This window comes from Necropsobacter rosorum (genome assembly GCF_964241405.1).
Lineage (GTDB): Bacteria > Pseudomonadota > Gammaproteobacteria > Enterobacterales > Pasteurellaceae > Necropsobacter > Necropsobacter rosorum.
Map to the genome: position 1 here is coordinate 79,065 of NZ_CAXSXF010000006.1, position 14,312 is coordinate 93,376.

The 14,312-nt window shown below is 52.0% G+C and carries 19 protein-coding genes; 7 read left to right on the forward strand and 12 right to left on the reverse strand.

Annotation, left to right across the window (positions count from 1 at the left end; translation table 11 throughout):
* Positions 1-7 precede the first annotated feature (7 nt).
* The 7 genes from hisA (at position 8) to hda (ending at position 5,622) form a co-directional block, all read left to right on the forward strand.
* The gene (gene hisA / locus ACESOH_RS10635; RefSeq protein ID WP_373101093.1) at positions 8-757 is read left to right on the forward strand and encodes a 1-(5-phosphoribosyl)-5-[(5-phosphoribosylamino)methylideneamino]imidazole-4-carboxamide isomerase; all 750 of its coding nucleotides are present in this window, start codon (positions 8-10) and stop codon (positions 755-757) included.
* Positions 739-1,512, forward strand: coding sequence for an imidazole glycerol phosphate synthase subunit HisF (gene hisF, locus ACESOH_RS10640; protein ID WP_373101095.1), 774 nt, complete (start codon positions 739-741; stop codon positions 1,510-1,512). Before hisA ends, hisF begins: the two co-directional genes overlap by 19 nt.
* A gap of 54 nt (positions 1,513-1,566) precedes the next feature.
* Complete coding sequence (gene hisIE, locus ACESOH_RS10645) at positions 1,567-2,217, forward strand: bifunctional phosphoribosyl-AMP cyclohydrolase/phosphoribosyl-ATP diphosphatase HisIE (RefSeq protein WP_373101096.1); 651 nt, start codon at positions 1,567-1,569, stop codon at positions 2,215-2,217.
* Positions 2,218-2,220: 3 nt separating this feature from the next.
* A complete protein-coding gene (locus tag ACESOH_RS10650) occupies positions 2,221-2,751 on the forward strand; it encodes a chorismate--pyruvate lyase family protein (protein WP_373101097.1) in 531 nt (176 codons plus the stop codon).
* Positions 2,752-2,856: 105 nt separating this feature from the next.
* Positions 2,857-3,483: a uracil phosphoribosyltransferase gene (upp, locus tag ACESOH_RS10655; protein ID WP_032092325.1), complete on the forward strand. Its 627-nt coding sequence runs from the start codon at positions 2,857-2,859 to the stop codon at positions 3,481-3,483.
* 100 nt (positions 3,484-3,583) lie between these two features.
* Positions 3,584-4,831: a nucleobase:cation symporter-2 family protein gene (locus ACESOH_RS10660; RefSeq protein ID WP_032092324.1), complete on the forward strand. Its 1,248-nt coding sequence runs from the start codon at positions 3,584-3,586 to the stop codon at positions 4,829-4,831.
* A gap of 92 nt (positions 4,832-4,923) precedes the next feature.
* A complete protein-coding gene (gene hda / locus ACESOH_RS10665) occupies positions 4,924-5,622 on the forward strand; it encodes a DnaA inactivator Hda (RefSeq protein ID WP_373101098.1) in 699 nt (232 codons plus the stop codon).
* A gap of 58 nt (positions 5,623-5,680) precedes the next feature.
* Here hda and ACESOH_RS10670 read toward each other — a convergent pair whose 3' ends face one another.
* From ACESOH_RS10670 to ccmA, 12 genes are all read right to left on the reverse strand, one after another.
* Positions 5,681-5,980, reverse strand: coding sequence for a hypothetical protein (locus ACESOH_RS10670; RefSeq protein ID WP_373101099.1), 300 nt, complete (start codon positions 5,978-5,980; stop codon positions 5,681-5,683).
* A gap of 13 nt (positions 5,981-5,993) precedes the next feature.
* Positions 5,994-6,641 carry a DUF8095 domain-containing protein gene (locus tag ACESOH_RS10675; RefSeq protein ID WP_051977407.1) on the reverse strand — a complete coding sequence of 216 codons (648 nt, stop codon included), beginning with the start codon at positions 6,639-6,641 and terminating at the stop codon, positions 5,994-5,996.
* Positions 6,628-7,023 carry an SMU1112c/YaeR family gloxylase I-like metalloprotein gene (gene gloA2, locus ACESOH_RS10680; protein ID WP_373101100.1) on the reverse strand — a complete coding sequence of 132 codons (396 nt, stop codon included), beginning with the start codon at positions 7,021-7,023 and terminating at the stop codon, positions 6,628-6,630. Before gloA2 ends, ACESOH_RS10675 begins: the two co-directional genes overlap by 14 nt.
* A 136-nt stretch (positions 7,024-7,159) precedes the next feature.
* Entirely contained in the window at positions 7,160-8,059 is a 900-nt protein-coding gene (gene ccmI, locus ACESOH_RS10685) for a c-type cytochrome biogenesis protein CcmI (protein ID WP_373101101.1), read from the reverse strand.
* Entirely contained in the window at positions 8,060-8,560 is a 501-nt protein-coding gene (locus tag ACESOH_RS10690; protein ID WP_373101102.1) for a cytochrome c-type biogenesis protein, read from the reverse strand.
* Positions 8,557-9,105 carry a DsbE family thiol:disulfide interchange protein gene (locus tag ACESOH_RS10695; RefSeq protein ID WP_373101103.1) on the reverse strand — a complete coding sequence of 183 codons (549 nt, stop codon included), beginning with the start codon at positions 9,103-9,105 and terminating at the stop codon, positions 8,557-8,559. The genes ACESOH_RS10690 and ACESOH_RS10695 overlap by 4 nt, the downstream gene beginning before the upstream one ends.
* A complete protein-coding gene (locus ACESOH_RS10700) occupies positions 9,098-11,083 on the reverse strand; it encodes a heme lyase CcmF/NrfE family subunit (protein ID WP_373101105.1) in 1,986 nt (661 codons plus the stop codon). The genes ACESOH_RS10695 and ACESOH_RS10700 overlap by 8 nt, the downstream gene beginning before the upstream one ends.
* Positions 11,080-11,604 (reverse strand): cytochrome c maturation protein CcmE, encoded by a 525-nt coding sequence (gene ccmE, locus ACESOH_RS10705; RefSeq protein WP_032092316.1) that lies wholly within the window; start codon positions 11,602-11,604, stop codon positions 11,080-11,082. Before ccmE ends, ACESOH_RS10700 begins: the two co-directional genes overlap by 4 nt.
* The gene (gene ccmD, locus ACESOH_RS10710; protein ID WP_032092315.1) at positions 11,601-11,804 is read right to left on the reverse strand and encodes a heme exporter protein CcmD; all 204 of its coding nucleotides are present in this window, start codon (positions 11,802-11,804) and stop codon (positions 11,601-11,603) included. Before ccmD ends, ccmE begins: the two co-directional genes overlap by 4 nt.
* Positions 11,805-11,905: 101 nt before the next feature.
* Complete coding sequence (locus tag ACESOH_RS10715) at positions 11,906-12,637, reverse strand: heme ABC transporter permease (RefSeq protein ID WP_032092314.1); 732 nt, start codon at positions 12,635-12,637, stop codon at positions 11,906-11,908.
* Between the two features lie 127 nt (positions 12,638-12,764).
* Positions 12,765-13,430, reverse strand: coding sequence for a heme exporter protein CcmB (ccmB, locus tag ACESOH_RS10720; RefSeq protein ID WP_032092313.1), 666 nt, complete (start codon positions 13,428-13,430; stop codon positions 12,765-12,767).
* The gene (ccmA, locus tag ACESOH_RS10725; RefSeq protein ID WP_373101108.1) at positions 13,427-14,077 is read right to left on the reverse strand and encodes a cytochrome c biogenesis heme-transporting ATPase CcmA; all 651 of its coding nucleotides are present in this window, start codon (positions 14,075-14,077) and stop codon (positions 13,427-13,429) included. The genes ccmB and ccmA overlap by 4 nt, the downstream gene beginning before the upstream one ends.
* Positions 14,078-14,312 lie beyond the last annotated feature (235 nt).

Consider the following 14,312-nt stretch of genomic DNA (forward strand, 5'->3'; position numbering starts at 1 on the left):
AAAAATAATGCAAAACTCAATCATCATCCCCGCACTTGACCTGATTGACGGGCGTGTTGTCCGTTTATATCAGGGAGATTATGCACAGCAGACCCGTTATAGCGATAATCCGATCGAACAGTTTCAACATTATGTCGAGCAAGGTGCAACGCAATTGCATTTGGCTGATCTCAGCGGAGCGAAAGATCCGGCCAAGCGGCAAACCAAACTGATCGGCGATATTATTGCCCGGCTGGCTTGCCCGATTCAGGTCGGCGGCGGGATTCGCCGCGAGCAGGATGTGGTGGATTTACTGGCGGTCGGGGCGAACCGGGTGGTTATCGGTTCGACGGCGGTAAACGCGCGCGAGCAGGTGAAACGCTGGTTTAACACCTATGGGGCAGAAAAATTCGTGCTGGCGTTAGATGTGAATATTAATCCGCAAGGCGAAAAACAGATCGCGGTCAACGGTTGGCAGGAAAACAGCGGCGTGTCGCTGGAAGCCTTGATCCAGGAGTTCCGCGCAGTCGGTTTGCAGCATGTGCTGTGCACCGATATTTCACGCGATGGCACCTTGGCCGGTGCCAATGTGGATTTATACCGGGAGCTGTGCGCGGCGTTTCCGGAGGTCAGTTTTATCTCATCGGGAGGCATCGGTTCGCTGGATGATGTGCGTGCCTTGCAAGGCACGGGCGTAGGCGGTGTGATTATCGGACGGGCATTACTGGAAGGCAAATTTACTGTAGCGGAGGCGATCGCATGCTGGCAAAACGGATAATTCCCTGTTTAGATGTCCGCGACGGGCAGGTGGTAAAAGGCGTGCAGTTCCGTAACCATGAAATTATCGGCGATATTGTGCCTTTGGCGCAGCGTTATGCGCAGGAGGGCGCCGATGAGCTGGTGTTTTATGATATTACCGCCTCATCGGACGGTCGCACGGTGGATAAAAGCTGGGTGGAACGGGTGGCGCAGGTTATCGATATTCCGTTTTGCGTGGCGGGCGGCATTAAAAGTCTGGCGGACGCCGAACAGATTTTTGCTTTCGGGGCGGATAAAATTTCGATTAATTCGCCCGCACTTGCTGATCCGGCGTTAATTTCCCGCCTTGCAGAGCGGTTTGGCGTGCAGGCGGTGGTGGTTGGGATCGACAGCTGGTTTGAGGCCGAAAGCGGTCGCTATTGGGTCAATCAGTACACCGGCGATGAAAAACGCACCCGACAGACCAACTGGCAGCTGCTTGACTGGGTGCAGGAAGTGCAGCGCCGCGGCGCGGGCGAGATTGTGTTGAATATGATGAATCAGGACGGGGTGCGTAACGGTTATGATTTGACACAGCTGAAAATGGTGCGTGAGGTGTGCCGCGTGCCGCTGATTGCCTCCGGTGGCGCCGGCGAAATGAAACATTTCCGTGACGCCTTTATTGAGGCGAAGGTGGACGGCGCATTGGCGGCAAGCGTGTTTCATAAACGGATTATTGATATCGGGGCGCTGAAAGTCTATCTTGACAACGAGGGCGTGGAAGTCCGTCGTTAAAGGCTCGGAGCCGGTATAAAAGCGGTTTCCGCGCGGTAAAAAATAAGGAAAAATATGCAAATCAATATACACACTATCGACTGGCAAAAAGTCGATCAGCTTCTGCCGGTAATCGTGCAGCATTACCAAAGCGGCGAGGTGCTGATGCTCGGTTATATGAATCAGGCGGCGCTAGAAAAAACGCTGGCGGAGAATAAGGTCACGTTTTTTTCCCGCACTAAGCAGCGGTTATGGACGAAAGGGGAAACCTCGGGACATTTTCTGCATGTGGTGGATATGAGTCTGGACTGCGATAAAGATACGCTGCTGATTTTAGCCGATCCTGTCGGCGCCACTTGTCACACCGGGGCGGACAGTTGTTTTCATCAGTTCGCACGCAACGAGGTGTCGGGCTGGCTGTTTTTTGCTCAACTGGAACGGCTGATTGCCACGCGTAAAAGTGCGGATCCGGCGAGTTCCTATACCGCTGCGCTGTATGCCAAAGGCACTAAGAAAATAGCCCAGAAAGTCGGCGAAGAAGGGGTTGAAACCGCGCTGGCCGCCTTAAGCGGCGATAAGCATGAAATTGTCAGCGAGGCGGCGGATCTGGCGTATCATTTAACCGTATTGCTGCAAAATGCGGGATTGTCTTGGGCGGATGTGAATGACAAACTCAAAGCGCGCCACAGTGGCATCGGGTTGCATCCTGAAGGATCGAATAAGTAGTTGATGAGTATGAGCGTTACGCCGGCGGCGATTGAGCGCTATCGCACCCTATTGGCAGGCGGAAAATGGCATGCGGCGCATTCCATACCGCCGGCCGAAATCGCATCGTGGCTGCTGCATCAGGGCTCGCTGACCGCGCAATTACAGCAAATCTGTCGCCGTTTCACGGTGCAGCTGGTCGGTGCCGGCTGGGTAAAGGAAAAAACTGCGCCAAAAAGCACCGCACTTGCTGAGCCGGTCTGGCTGCGTGAGGTGATACTGCAAGGGGACGGCAGCAATTGGATCTTCGCCCAAACCCGCCTGCCGCAGCGCACGGTGGCAAATGCGGCGCCGGCTGTTATCCGCTTGGCGAATCAACCGATCGGCCCTTGGCTGTTTGCGCAAAAACCGCAGCGCCTGTCGTTAGGCTGGCGCCGGGATCGCCAAAGCGGTTTGTATGCGCGGCGTTCGGTATTTTCGCTGGCGGGATATCCATTGGAAATCAAGGAATTGTTTTTAGCGGATTTCGATTTTCACCGCCGCGCTGCGGGCTGAATTTTCGTGCCAAATCACAAATTTCAGGTAAATCACTGTTAATTTTACGGATTCTGATTTAAAATTTGCCGATTTGTAATTTTTTCTCAAAAAAAGGGGTATAAAATGAAGATTGTCGAAGTCAAACATCCGTTGGTTAAGCATAAACTGGGGCTGATGCGCGCCGCCGATATCAGTACCAAGCACTTTCGTGAACTGGCGACGGAAGTCGGCAGCCTGCTGACCTATGAAGCGACGGAAGATCTGGAAACGGAAAAAGTGATTATTGACGGTTGGTGCGGGCCGGTGGAAATCGACCGGATTAAAGGCAAAAAAGTGACCGTGGTGCCGATTTTGCGTGCCGGTCTTGGCATGATGGACGGCGTGCTGGAACATATTCCGAGCGCCCGTATCAGCGTGGTGGGCATGTACCGTAACGAACAAACCTTAGAGCCGGTGCCGTATTTCCAAAAACTGGCGAGCGATTTGGAAGAGCGTCTGGCGATTGTGGTGGATCCGATGCTGGCGACCGGCGGTTCAATGATCGCCACCATCGATTTGTTAAAACAGAAAGGCTGCCAGCAGATTAAAGTGTTGGTGCTGGTGGCGGCGCCGGAAGGGATTGCCGCGCTGGAAAAAGCCCATCCCGATATCGAATTATATACCGCTTCCATCGATAGCCATTTAAATGAACACGGCTATATTATCCCCGGTCTGGGCGATGCGGGCGATAAGATTTTCGGTACCAAATAACCCCGATTTCAAGCGGCATCCGATGCCGTTTTTTTCCGTGCGTTTGCGTTAAAAACCGACCGCACTTTTAAGTTAATTCAGACAGAGAGTTGAAACTTACATGACAGAAATCCATCAGCATGCGCCCGCCGAGGTGCAAAGTAAAGCCAAACAGGCCTTTGTCGGTCTGCAAATGTTGTTCGTCGCCTTCGGTGCGTTGGTGTTAGTGCCGCTCATTACCGGGCTGGACGCCAACACGGCCTTATTAACCGCCGGCATCGGCACCTTATTATTCCAGCTTTGTACCGGTAAACAGGTACCGATTTTTCTGGCCTCGTCTTTTGCGTTTATCGCACCGATTCAATACGGTGTGGCGACTTGGGGCATTGCGGTGACTATGGGCGGGCTGGCTTGTACCGGTCTGGTGTATCTGGCGCTGAGCACGCTGGTTAAGCTAAAAGGTGCCGGCGCCTTGCAGCGGATTTTCCCGCCGGTAGTGGTCGGGCCGGTCATTATCATCATCGGTATGGGCTTGGCGCCGGTGGCGGTGGATATGGCGTTGGGCAAGGGTAGTCATTATCAGTATAACGACGCGGTGCTGGTTTCCATGGTGACCTTGCTGACCACGCTGGCGGTGGCGGTATTTTCCAAAGGTATCATGAAGTTAATTCCGATTATGTTCGGCATTGCCGTCGGTTATGTGCTGTGCCTGTTTTTAGGATTGATTGATTTTAAACCCGTGCTGGAGGCGCCTTGGTTCAGCCTGCCGCATATTACGACGCCGGAATTTAAACTGGAAGCCATTTTATATCTATTGCCTATCGCCATTGCGCCGGCGGTGGAACATGTGGGCGGGATTATGGCGATAAGTTCGGTGACCGGTCAGGATTTCCTGAAAAAACCGGGTTTGCACCGCACATTGCTGGGCGACGGTATCGCCACTTCCGCCGCATCGCTGCTGGGCGGGCCGCCGAATACCACTTATGCGGAAGTCACCGGTGCGGTGATGTTAACCCGCAACTTTAACCCGACGATTATGACCTGGGCGGCGATATGGGCGATTGCGATTTCCTTCTGCGGCAAAGTCGGCGCGTTTTTAGCCACCATTCCGACCATTGTGATGGGCGGGATTATGATGCTGGTGTTCGGTTCTATCGCCGTGGTGGGCATGAGTACCCTAATCCGCGGCAAAGTGGATGTGACCGAAGCGCGTAATCTGTGCATTATTTCCGTGGTCATGACGTTCGGTATCGGCGGCATGTTCGTGAATTTCGGCGAAGTGTCGCTCAAGGGCATCAGCCTGTGCGCCGTGGTGGCGATTATACTTAATCTGCTGCTGCCGAAAGCAAAAGATCAGACGGTCGATTAATCTTTGACCGAAGAACAGGGATAATCTTTATTTATCCCTGTTTTTTTTGTATATTCTTACCGCACTTTTAGCTTTTTTCAGGGAAAAACGGATTGTCAAATTTTCAGCTGCCGTTGCCGATTCATCAGATTGAAGACGATACTTTAGAGAATTTTTATACGGACAATAATTTATTGTTACTGAATTCGCTGTATAAAAATTTTGCTCGCCTGCAACAACCGTTTTTTTATCTCTGGGGGGCGAAAAGCAGTGGAAAAAGTCATTTGCTGAAAGCCTGTTCCAATTATTTTTTACTCCGCGAACGCCCGTCGATTTATGTGCCGCTGAACAAATCGCAATATTTTTCCCCTGCCGTACTGGACAATCTCGAGCAGCAGGAGCTGGTGTGTCTGGATGATATTCAGGCGGTGATGGGCGATGCGCAATGGGAATTGGCGATTTTCGACCTGATTAACCGCATCCGCGAATACGGAAAATGCCTGCTGCTGATCAGCGCCGATCAGTCGCCGACCGCGCTGGCGGTGAATTTGCCGGATCTGGCCTCCCGCCTGTCATGGGGCGAGATTTATCAGCTGCATCCGTTGGATGATGGGCAGAAAATCAAAGTATTACAGCAAAATGCCCGTGAACGCGGCATTGAGTTGCCGGAAGAGACGGCGAATTTTCTGTTAAAGCGGCTGGATCGTGATATGAAAACCCTGTTTAAGGCGCTGGCGAAGCTGGATAAAGCCTCTTTGCAGGCGCAGCGCAAACTGACCATTCCCTTTGTGAAGGAAATTCTGGCGTTATAAAAATTAATGAAAAAAAGACCGCACTTTTCACGCCGCGATCTTTTCGTGTTGAAAGGATTTACCAATGATGCCAGTGTCGGTAGCCGCGATAATAACCGATACTCGGCGCCAGTACCACGCGTGACGGATACGCCGCCGCCACGGGTTTAGGCTGGTAGTCGCTGGCGTTTAACGGCATGTTGACCGCCGCCTGCGGTTGATTTTTCTGTGCCGCGCTGACCGTATTGCCGCTATACACTTTGGCGTTGTATTGTGCCACGCTTTGCATATCCAGCGGCGCGCTTGAGGTTGCCGGCGGTGGCAACTGGCAAGCGGCTAACGCCAAAGTACAGCTTATTATCATATAGGTTTTCTGCATAATATCTCCTGCGTTATTTGCAAATTGTGCTGGAAAGAATATCGGAGTTTTTCTGAATATTCTGGGTGGCGATTTTCTTACCGTATTTATGTTCTTCTTCCTGAACCCGTTTGGCCATGCTGAGATCCTGAATGTTGAACACCGGGGCATACTGAATATTATTCGGCAGCTGTTCCGAATACACGGTGGCGCCGGCAATGCTGGCGTAATAGTCGTTATTTCCCTGATTGATATAATAAGTGCGCGAATCGGTAACTTCAACGCCGGTGTTTGATCTAAACCCGCGGCAGATTCCGGCGCCGGATTCAAACACGGTGTGCGCGGTTTGATTTTCACTGAGTTCATAAATTTCAAACTCAATGCTGTTGGCCAGTTTTTTGACATCGCTGACATTATCCGGATCCAGCTGATGTTTTTCCGCTTTACTGAGATAGGTTTTTGATTGCGGCTTATTGTTTCCGGCAAAGCTGAAAAAGTCGTTAGGCTGTTCCGTTTTGCTGAGTTGTCCGCCGTTTTTAATAACCGTACCGGATTCCGAAATATGAATGGATACGGGCGGCTGCGCTATGCAATTGCTCGCTATTAGGGTTGAGGTGATAGCAGTAATGAGATAGTTTCTATTCATTTTGACTAACTTTTCAATCAGATTATTCAAATTCATAAAGCTCTAGAGGCAAATCATCCGGATCACGGAAAAAAGTAAAGCGTTTTCCTGTCAGATCATCGACTCTAATGGGTTCACACGAAACGCCTGTTGCCCGTAAGCGGGCAACGGCATTTTCAATATTATCGGTTTTAAACGCCAGATGGCGCAGCCCGCAAGCCTCCGGTGCAGTCAACCTAGGCGGCGGGGTAGGGAAAGAAAACAGTTCGATTCGGCTGTTATCGGGAAAACATAAATCAAGTTTATAACTGTTTCTTGAGGCGCGATACGTTTCTTCGACAACCGTCGCGCCTAAGATCTCGGTATAAAACGCCTTTGATTTTGCGTAATCCGAAACAATGATGGCGACGTGATGAAATCCTGAAACAAACGAATCCATTTTCTACTCCGCTGAATGTTTGGCTCAATATAGCATTTTTTATTCATTTAGTTGAGTGAAATTTGCGCCTTTTCTGGTTAAAAAAGAGACGAACAGGCGATTCGTTTGATCTTGAATAAATATTATTTTCAATAAGTTAGTTCTGCGGTTTGGCCGACTGCTCGGCAACGGCATCCCGCGCGGCGCGGATACTTTTTTCGATCAAGGGAACACGGGGATCATCCGACGGCATTAAACGCAGCATCATCGCCCAAGTGACCGCCGCCATTTTATAGTCTTCCGTTTCAAAATACTGAAACGCCAGCAGACTGAGCGCCTGCATATTGGTGTGATCCTGACGCAGCACTTCTTTAAGCAGTTCCATGCCTTTCGATTTGTCGCTCTGATCATCGGAAAACATTAAAACGCGCGCATAAGCCAGCTTGTACTCAATGTTATCGGGCGCCAGTCGGTTGGCGCGGGCGTAACTGTCTAAGGCAAGCTGCGCCTTATCCGATGCCATGGCGGTTTGACCGAGCAGCCACCAGCCTTCCGCATCATTCGGCGTTTTTTGCAGTTTTACCCGCAGCGCCGTGGCGAATTGCTGCAACTCGCTGTCGTTTAACGGATTGGTCTGTTCTTCTTTCAAACGCTGATAAAAGTGCGGTAGTTTTTCATAGCTTTTTTCCAGCATGGCTTCCGCCTGCCAGGCGCCGACCCGCATGTACGCGAGTGCGGCGAGAATGGCAAGGGTCAGAAAGGCGGACAAAAACCAGATTTTGCCATAGCGTTTTTTATCGGTCGCCGCCTCGTCATATTGCGGCGGAATATCTTCCAGCAAGGATTGCTGTAGTTCGGTTTTTAGCTGTGCGGCGTTGTCCGATAAACCCAGCTGCGTTTCGCGCTCAATTTCATGCAAACGACTGAAATAAAAGGCTTTATTTAATTCATCCCGCCCCGTCGCGCTGTTGGTTGTGGCCGAACGGCGCAGCAGCGGATAAAAGCAAATCAGCGCAATCAGCAAAGTCAGCAGTAATACGGTCAACCAGAAATTCATTTATTGTTCCTTATCTTTAAGTAATGCCTGCAGACGACGCTGTTGTTCCGCGTTCAGCGCCGGGCTTTGTGCCTCCGCATGGTCGGCACTGGCGGCGGGTTGCTTTGCCCCGCTTTGCGGTTTGCGCCGCAGGATGAAGAAAATTCCGAATAAAATCAATGCGACGGGCGCCACCCACAAAATCACCGTGGCGACGGTCAACGGCGGATTATAGGTGACAAAGTTGCCGTAGCGGGCGACCATATAATCCACAATATCCTGTTTGCTTTTTCCCTCTTGCAGCAGTTCAAACACTTTGGCGCGCATATCCACCGCGATGGTGGCGTTGGAATCGGCGATATTATTGTTCTGACATTGCGGGCAGCGCAGCTCCTGAGTCAGCGACTGATAATCCTTTTCCTGTTGGACGGAGCTGAAATCCAGTGCGTCGATTGTCGCCGGGGCGGACAAACTGAGCGCGAAGGTAAAAAGTGCGGTTAAAAAAGCACGGGTTTTTGTCATTTTTGCTGCTCCGTCAGTTTGCGATAGACGGGTTCCAGTTTTTCCTGCCAGACCCGCGGATTCACATCGCCGGCATGACGGTAATGAATAATGCCGTTGCCGTCCACAATAAAGGTTTCCGGTGCGCCGTAAACGCCCAGATCAAGGCCGAATGCGCCTTTTTCGTCTTTGATCACGGTTTGATAAGGATTGCCCAGATCCTTGAGCCATTTGAGCGCTTTTGCGCTGTTGTCTTTATAGTTGATCCCGATGATGTCGATTCCCTGCTGTTTCAGTTCATTCAGATACTGATGTTCGGCATAACAGGTCGGACACCAGGTCGCCCACACATTGACCAGCAGCGGTTTGCCCTGCTTGAACAGGCTGTCGTCATGCTGTTTAGCGTCGAATAAATCGGTTAAGTGTTTAGCCGGTATCGGTTTGCCGATCAGCGCGCTTTCCAGCGCTTTCGGATCGTCGCCCTGCGAATTACGTTGCAGCTGGACGAAAAACGCAATAATTAACAGTAAAAAAACAATCAGCGGCAGATACAGTTTTTTATTCATGTGAGGTTCCCGGGTGATGATTGGCGTTGGCGCCTTTGTTTAATAATGCGGCGAAACGGTAACGCCGGTCAAGCATGCAAAGCAGCCCGCCGAATGCCATAAACAGCCCGCCCAGCCAGATCCAGCGGATAAACGGTTTGTAATATAAGCGCAGCGCCCAGGCGCCGTTGCCCAGACTTTCGCCCAGCGCCACATAGAGATCGCGGCTAAATCCCCAGTCGATGGCCGCCTCCGTCATGGACATTTTGCTGACGGTGTAAAAACGTTTTTCCGCATAGAGCGTGGTTTCCGGTTTGCCGTTTTTGAACACCTCAACCTGCGCCTTACCGCCCAGATAATTCGGGCCGTTGGCATCGCTGATGCCTTGGAATTTAAACTCATAACCGGCGATTTGTACGCTGTCGCCCACGTTCATACGCACATCCCGTTCGATACTGTAATTCTGGCTGAATGCGATACCCCATACCGTCATGGCAACCCCTAAATGCGCAAACAGCATGCCCCAGTGCGAGCGGGAAAGTTTACCCACGCCGCGGAAAAAACCGCTGCGGTGGGTGGCGCGCTGTTGCAGCTCATAGCCGGCGAGCATGACGATAAATACCGCCATCATCACGCCTAACGCGGCGCTGACGGTGATCTGATCATGTAAAAAGTGCGGTAGAAAAATGCCGAGAATTAACATCACCGCCAGACTGATCAGCACCGGCTTGCGGATGGCGGAAACCTGATCGCGCCGCCATTTCACCAGCGGGCCGATACCGAGCAAAAAGGCGAACGGGATCATAATCAGCATAAACATTTGGTTGAAAAACGGCGCGCCGACGGAAATCGAACCCAGCCCCAACTGTTTATGTACCAGCGGCAGCAATGTGCCCAGCAAGACCACGGCAAGTGCGGTCATCAGCAGGATATTATTCAACAGCAGCAGGCTTTCGCGCGAATAGCGCTGATAGTTATCGCGCGCGCGGATCTGGCTGCCTTTATAGGCGTACAGTGCCAGCGAACCGCCGATAACCACCACCAGATAGGCCAGAATGTATAAGCCGCGGGTCGGATCGGAGGCGAAGGCGTGCACGGATACCAGAATGCCGGAACGCACCAGAAATGTTCCCAGTAAACACAATGAAAAGGCCAAAATCGCCAGCAGCACCGTCCAGGCTTTGAAGGCTGCGCGTTTTTCGGTTACTGCGAGGGAATGGAGTAAGGCTGTTCCCGCCAGCCACGGCATTAATGAGGCGTTTTCCACCGGATCCCAAAACCACCAGCCGCCCCAGCCGAGTTCATAATACGCCCACCAGGAACCCAGCACGATGCCCAGCGTCAGAAAGATCCACGCCGCCATGGTCCACGGTCGTGACCAGCGCGCCCATGCGGTATCCAGTTTGCCTGTCATCAGCGTAGCGATAGAAAAGGCAAAGGCAACGGAAAAGCCGACATAGCCCATATACAGCAGCGGCGGGTGAAAGATCAGCCCCACATCCTGCAACAGCGGGTTGAGTTCCCGCCCGTCCACCGGAAAATCAGGGAACGTGCGGGCAAAAGGGTTGGAAGTAAACAAAACGAAAATCAGAAAACCGATGGTAATGATTCCCATAATGCCCAATACCCGCGCCACGGCTTCCTGCGGCAGGTGTTTGCTGAATAACGCGACGGCGGCGCTCCACAAGGTCAGCAGCCAAATCCACAACAGCAATGAGCCTTCATGAGAGCCCCAAACGGCAGACAGGCGGTAGGCTATCGGCAGGCTGGTATTGGAATTATTCACCACATACTGCACGGAAAAATCATTAACGGCAAATAAATAGAACAGTGCCGCAAAGGCGATACTCAGGCTGACGAACAGTCCGTAAGTCATGGGGCGTGCCAGCGACATCAGCTGCGGGTTGCCTTTTTCCGCTCCCCATAAGGGCAGAACGGCAAGCAGTAATGAAATCGCCAGACTTAACGCTAAGGCATAGTTTCCCAGTTCGGCAATCATTGCTGACCTTCTTGTGTATGTATTTGCTGGCGGTCGCGTTCGCTTTCGCCTTTCAGATCCGAAACGCCCATCGGTTTATGCACTTTCTGCATTTGTGCATCCAGTTCCGGCGGCACATAGTTTTCATCGTGTTTCGCCAGCACTTCGCTGGCCTGCAATACGGTCGGCTGAACCAGCACGCCTTGTGCCACAATGCCTTGTCCTTCGCGGAACAGATCCGGCAAAATGCCCTCATATTCCACGCTGACGGACGGGCCGATATCGTTCAGATCAAATTTCACTTTCAGACTGTCGGCATCGCGCTGCACGGTGCCGGCAACCACCATACCGCCGATCCGGATACGCTGCCCGACCTGCGGTTTGGTGGAGGCATCGTCGTTTTTGCCGTAGATCACTTCCGACGGAGTATAGAATAAATCGATGTTTTGCCGCAGCGCATACAGCACCAGCGTCGCCGCCACGGCAACGCCGAGCAGCACAAAGACAATAATGGATAAGCGTGATTTACGTCGCGGATTCATAATGTTCCTCCGGTGTTTGCCGCCCGCTGGCGCTGTTCCCGCTGCTGCTGACGCTTGATGTCTTTAAACAGCGCGCGTTTACCGGCGATGCTTTGAATAATCAGCGCCAGAATAACAATAAAGGAAATACCGTAAGCCAGCCACACATAGAAGCCGTATCCCCCCATATGGATAAAATCGTCGAATGATTGAAAAAACATATATTATCCTTTAACAATAACATCATGATAAATCGGTGCGCACTTATTTCGGCGGTAAAGCCAAAAAGTGCGGTGCATTTTTTATCAGTTTTTGCCCCTGTTTATTTGACTAAATCCCTGACCCACGCCCGTTTCTGATCTTCTTTCAGCAACTCCGTGCGATAACGCACCAGAGTCAGCCAGATAAACAGCGCCATAAAACCGAAAATGCACAGAATCAGCGGAATCAGCATCGGCGTTGCGATCGACGGTTTTTCCAGTTTGGTGATGCTGGCGCCCTGATGCAGCGTGTTCCACCATTCCACCGAAAAATGAATAATCGGTAAATTCACCACGCCGACCAGACACAGCACGCCGGCGGCTTTCGCGCCGATTGCGCGATCCTGAAAAGCGGAATACAGCGCCAGCACGCCCAGATACAGGAAAAACAAAATGAGTTCCGCCGTCAGGCGCGCATCCCATACCCACCAGGTTCCCCACATCGGCTTGCCCCAGATGGCACCGGTAATCAGCGCCAGAAAGGTGAATACCGCGCCGATCGGCGCCATGGCGATCATCGCCAAATGTGCCTGCTTGATTTGCCAGACTAAGGCGATCAGCGCGGCAAGCGCCATAGAGGCATAAATTCCCATTGACCAAATGGCGCTCGGCACATGCACATACATAATCCGGAAACTGTTACCCTGCTGATAATCCGCCGGTGCGTAGGCCAGCCCCCACAGGACGCCGACAATAAGTAAAAGTGCGGTTAATATTGCGAACAACGGCATAAATTTTCCGCATAAGCGATATTGGGTTTCCGCTTTGGCATAAGGGTGAAGCCACTTCCACATCGATTTTGATCCTTGTTGTTAATTACGTTTCTTTACTCTTTTTTGTAACGGCCGCCGGCAAAAAAGTGCGGTCGGTTTTTGCTGATTTTTTATATGAGAGCGTCAATAGCGCGATATTGCATAACGGTCATTGTTCCATACTGATTCTCAGCGCCGCCGCAATGGCAAACGGTGACAAGGTTAATGCGCCCGCCAACAGCGCGCCTAAAATCGCCAGCTGTCCGTTATAGGGCAGATTTAACCCTGCGGCATCCAGCACCGAGGCGGCAAAAATCAGCACCGGAATAAACAGCGGCAATACCAGTAAACTGAGCAACACGCCGCCTTTGCGTAAGCCGACGGTGAGCGCCACGCCGATGGCACCGATACAGCTTAAAATCGGCGTGCCGATTAACAGCGTCAGCACCAGCGCCCACCAAATCCGTACCTCCAGCGACAGCAGCAGCGCAGCGATAGGCGATAATAAAATCAGCGGCAGCCCGGTCAGCAGCCAGTGGGCAATCACTTTTGCCAGTGCGGTCAGCGGCAGCGGCAGTGCGGTCAGCATTAACTGCTCCAGTGAACCGTCGGTGAAATCATCACGAAACAGGCGTTCAAACGACAGCAGCGCGGACAGCAGCGCCGCCACCCAGACAATCGCGGGGGCGATTTTCGCCAGCAGTTTCGGCTCCGGCCCGATAACCAGCGGAAACAGCGTCAGGACAATCAGAAAAAACCACAGCGGATTTAAAATTTCCGCCTGTTTGCGGCGGGCGATGTGTATTTCCCGCGCAATGATCCGGATAAATATCATGCTGCCTCTCCCGCCAATCGGTAATTTTCCAGCCGCACTTTGTGCAGTAAGTCGCTCGGCACTTCCTGATGACTGGTTAAAATCACCATGCCGCCCGCCTGACTGTGGCGCTCGAACAACGCGGTCAGCACCTGCACTCCGCGTTTATCAATGGCGGTGAACGGTTCGTCCAGAATCCATAATGGTGCCTGCGACAGCCAAAGGCGCGCCAGCGCGATACGTTTTTGCTGTCCGGCGGACAGGTGCGCGGTGGCGATGTCTTCGCGCCCGAGCAAACCGACGGTGTGCAGCACCTGCCATAATATCTCGTCGCCTTGACGGCAATGTCCGATCTGCTGGTAGAAACGCAGGTTTTCCCACGCGGTCAGTTCCGGCTTAATGCCCGCCTGATGACCTAGGTACAACAGATTATACTGATATTCCTCGCGGTTTTTGCTGATTTCGGCGCCGTTCCAGCGCACGTTACCCTGCCACGGCCGCGCCAGACCGGCTAAAATCCGCAGCAGGCTGGTTTTACCGATGCCGTTGTGGCCTTCAATCTGAATGAAATCTCCGCTGTGCCAATGCAGATCCAGCGCCGTAAACAGGGTTTTATCCCCGCGCCGACAGGCCAGTTGTTCGGTTTGTAATTGGTTGCTGCTCCGCATGCCGTAATCGTTGTCCCGACTGAATTAAACTTATCGAATTCTATCATAAGGTTATGCGATGGCGTAGGCGTCATCGCGGGAAATTTCTACCTCTTTAGTTGTAAATCGGCGCCTTCTTGATTTAGCGCAAGATTCCCTGTGCGACAAGGCGGCCGGCAAATATTTTTATAACAGGTGTTTGTGCAAAAGTGCGGGATAAAAAAATAAAGTTTTCAGTTAAATCGGAATGATATTC

Coding starts and splice junctions, on each gene's coding strand:
- hisA (WP_373101093.1), top strand. CDS start 8: ATGCAAAACTCAATCATCATCCCCGCACTTGACCTGATTGACGGGCGT.
- hisF (WP_373101095.1), top strand. CDS start 739: ATGCTGGCAAAACGGATAATTCCCTGTTTAGATGTCCGCGACGGGCAG.
- hisIE (WP_373101096.1), top strand. CDS start 1,567: ATGCAAATCAATATACACACTATCGACTGGCAAAAAGTCGATCAGCTT.
- ACESOH_RS10650 (WP_373101097.1), top strand. CDS start 2,221: ATGAGTATGAGCGTTACGCCGGCGGCGATTGAGCGCTATCGCACCCTA.
- upp (WP_032092325.1), top strand. CDS start 2,857: ATGAAGATTGTCGAAGTCAAACATCCGTTGGTTAAGCATAAACTGGGG.
- ACESOH_RS10660 (WP_032092324.1), top strand. CDS start 3,584: ATGACAGAAATCCATCAGCATGCGCCCGCCGAGGTGCAAAGTAAAGCC.
- ACESOH_RS10670 (WP_373101099.1), bottom strand. CDS start 5,980: ATGCAGAAAACCTATATGATAATAAGCTGTACTTTGGCGTTAGCCGCT.
- ACESOH_RS10675 (WP_051977407.1), bottom strand. CDS start 6,641: ATGAATTTGAATAATCTGATTGAAAAGTTAGTCAAAATGAATAGAAAC.
- gloA2 (WP_373101100.1), bottom strand. CDS start 7,023: ATGGATTCGTTTGTTTCAGGATTTCATCACGTCGCCATCATTGTTTCG.
- ccmI (WP_373101101.1), bottom strand. CDS start 8,059: ATGAATTTCTGGTTGACCGTATTACTGCTGACTTTGCTGATTGCGCTG.
- ACESOH_RS10690 (WP_373101102.1), bottom strand. CDS start 8,560: ATGACAAAAACCCGTGCTTTTTTAACCGCACTTTTTACCTTCGCGCTC.
- ACESOH_RS10695 (WP_373101103.1), bottom strand. CDS start 9,105: ATGAATAAAAAACTGTATCTGCCGCTGATTGTTTTTTTACTGTTAATT.
- ACESOH_RS10700 (WP_373101105.1), bottom strand. CDS start 11,083: ATGATTGCCGAACTGGGAAACTATGCCTTAGCGTTAAGTCTGGCGATT.
- ccmE (WP_032092316.1), bottom strand. CDS start 11,604: ATGAATCCGCGACGTAAATCACGCTTATCCATTATTGTCTTTGTGCTG.
- ccmD (WP_032092315.1), bottom strand. CDS start 11,804: ATGTTTTTTCAATCATTCGACGATTTTATCCATATGGGGGGATACGGC.
- ACESOH_RS10715 (WP_032092314.1), bottom strand. CDS start 12,637: ATGTGGAAGTGGCTTCACCCTTATGCCAAAGCGGAAACCCAATATCGC.
- ccmB (WP_032092313.1), bottom strand. CDS start 13,430: ATGATATTTATCCGGATCATTGCGCGGGAAATACACATCGCCCGCCGC.
- ccmA (WP_373101108.1), bottom strand. CDS start 14,077: ATGCGGAGCAGCAACCAATTACAAACCGAACAACTGGCCTGTCGGCGC.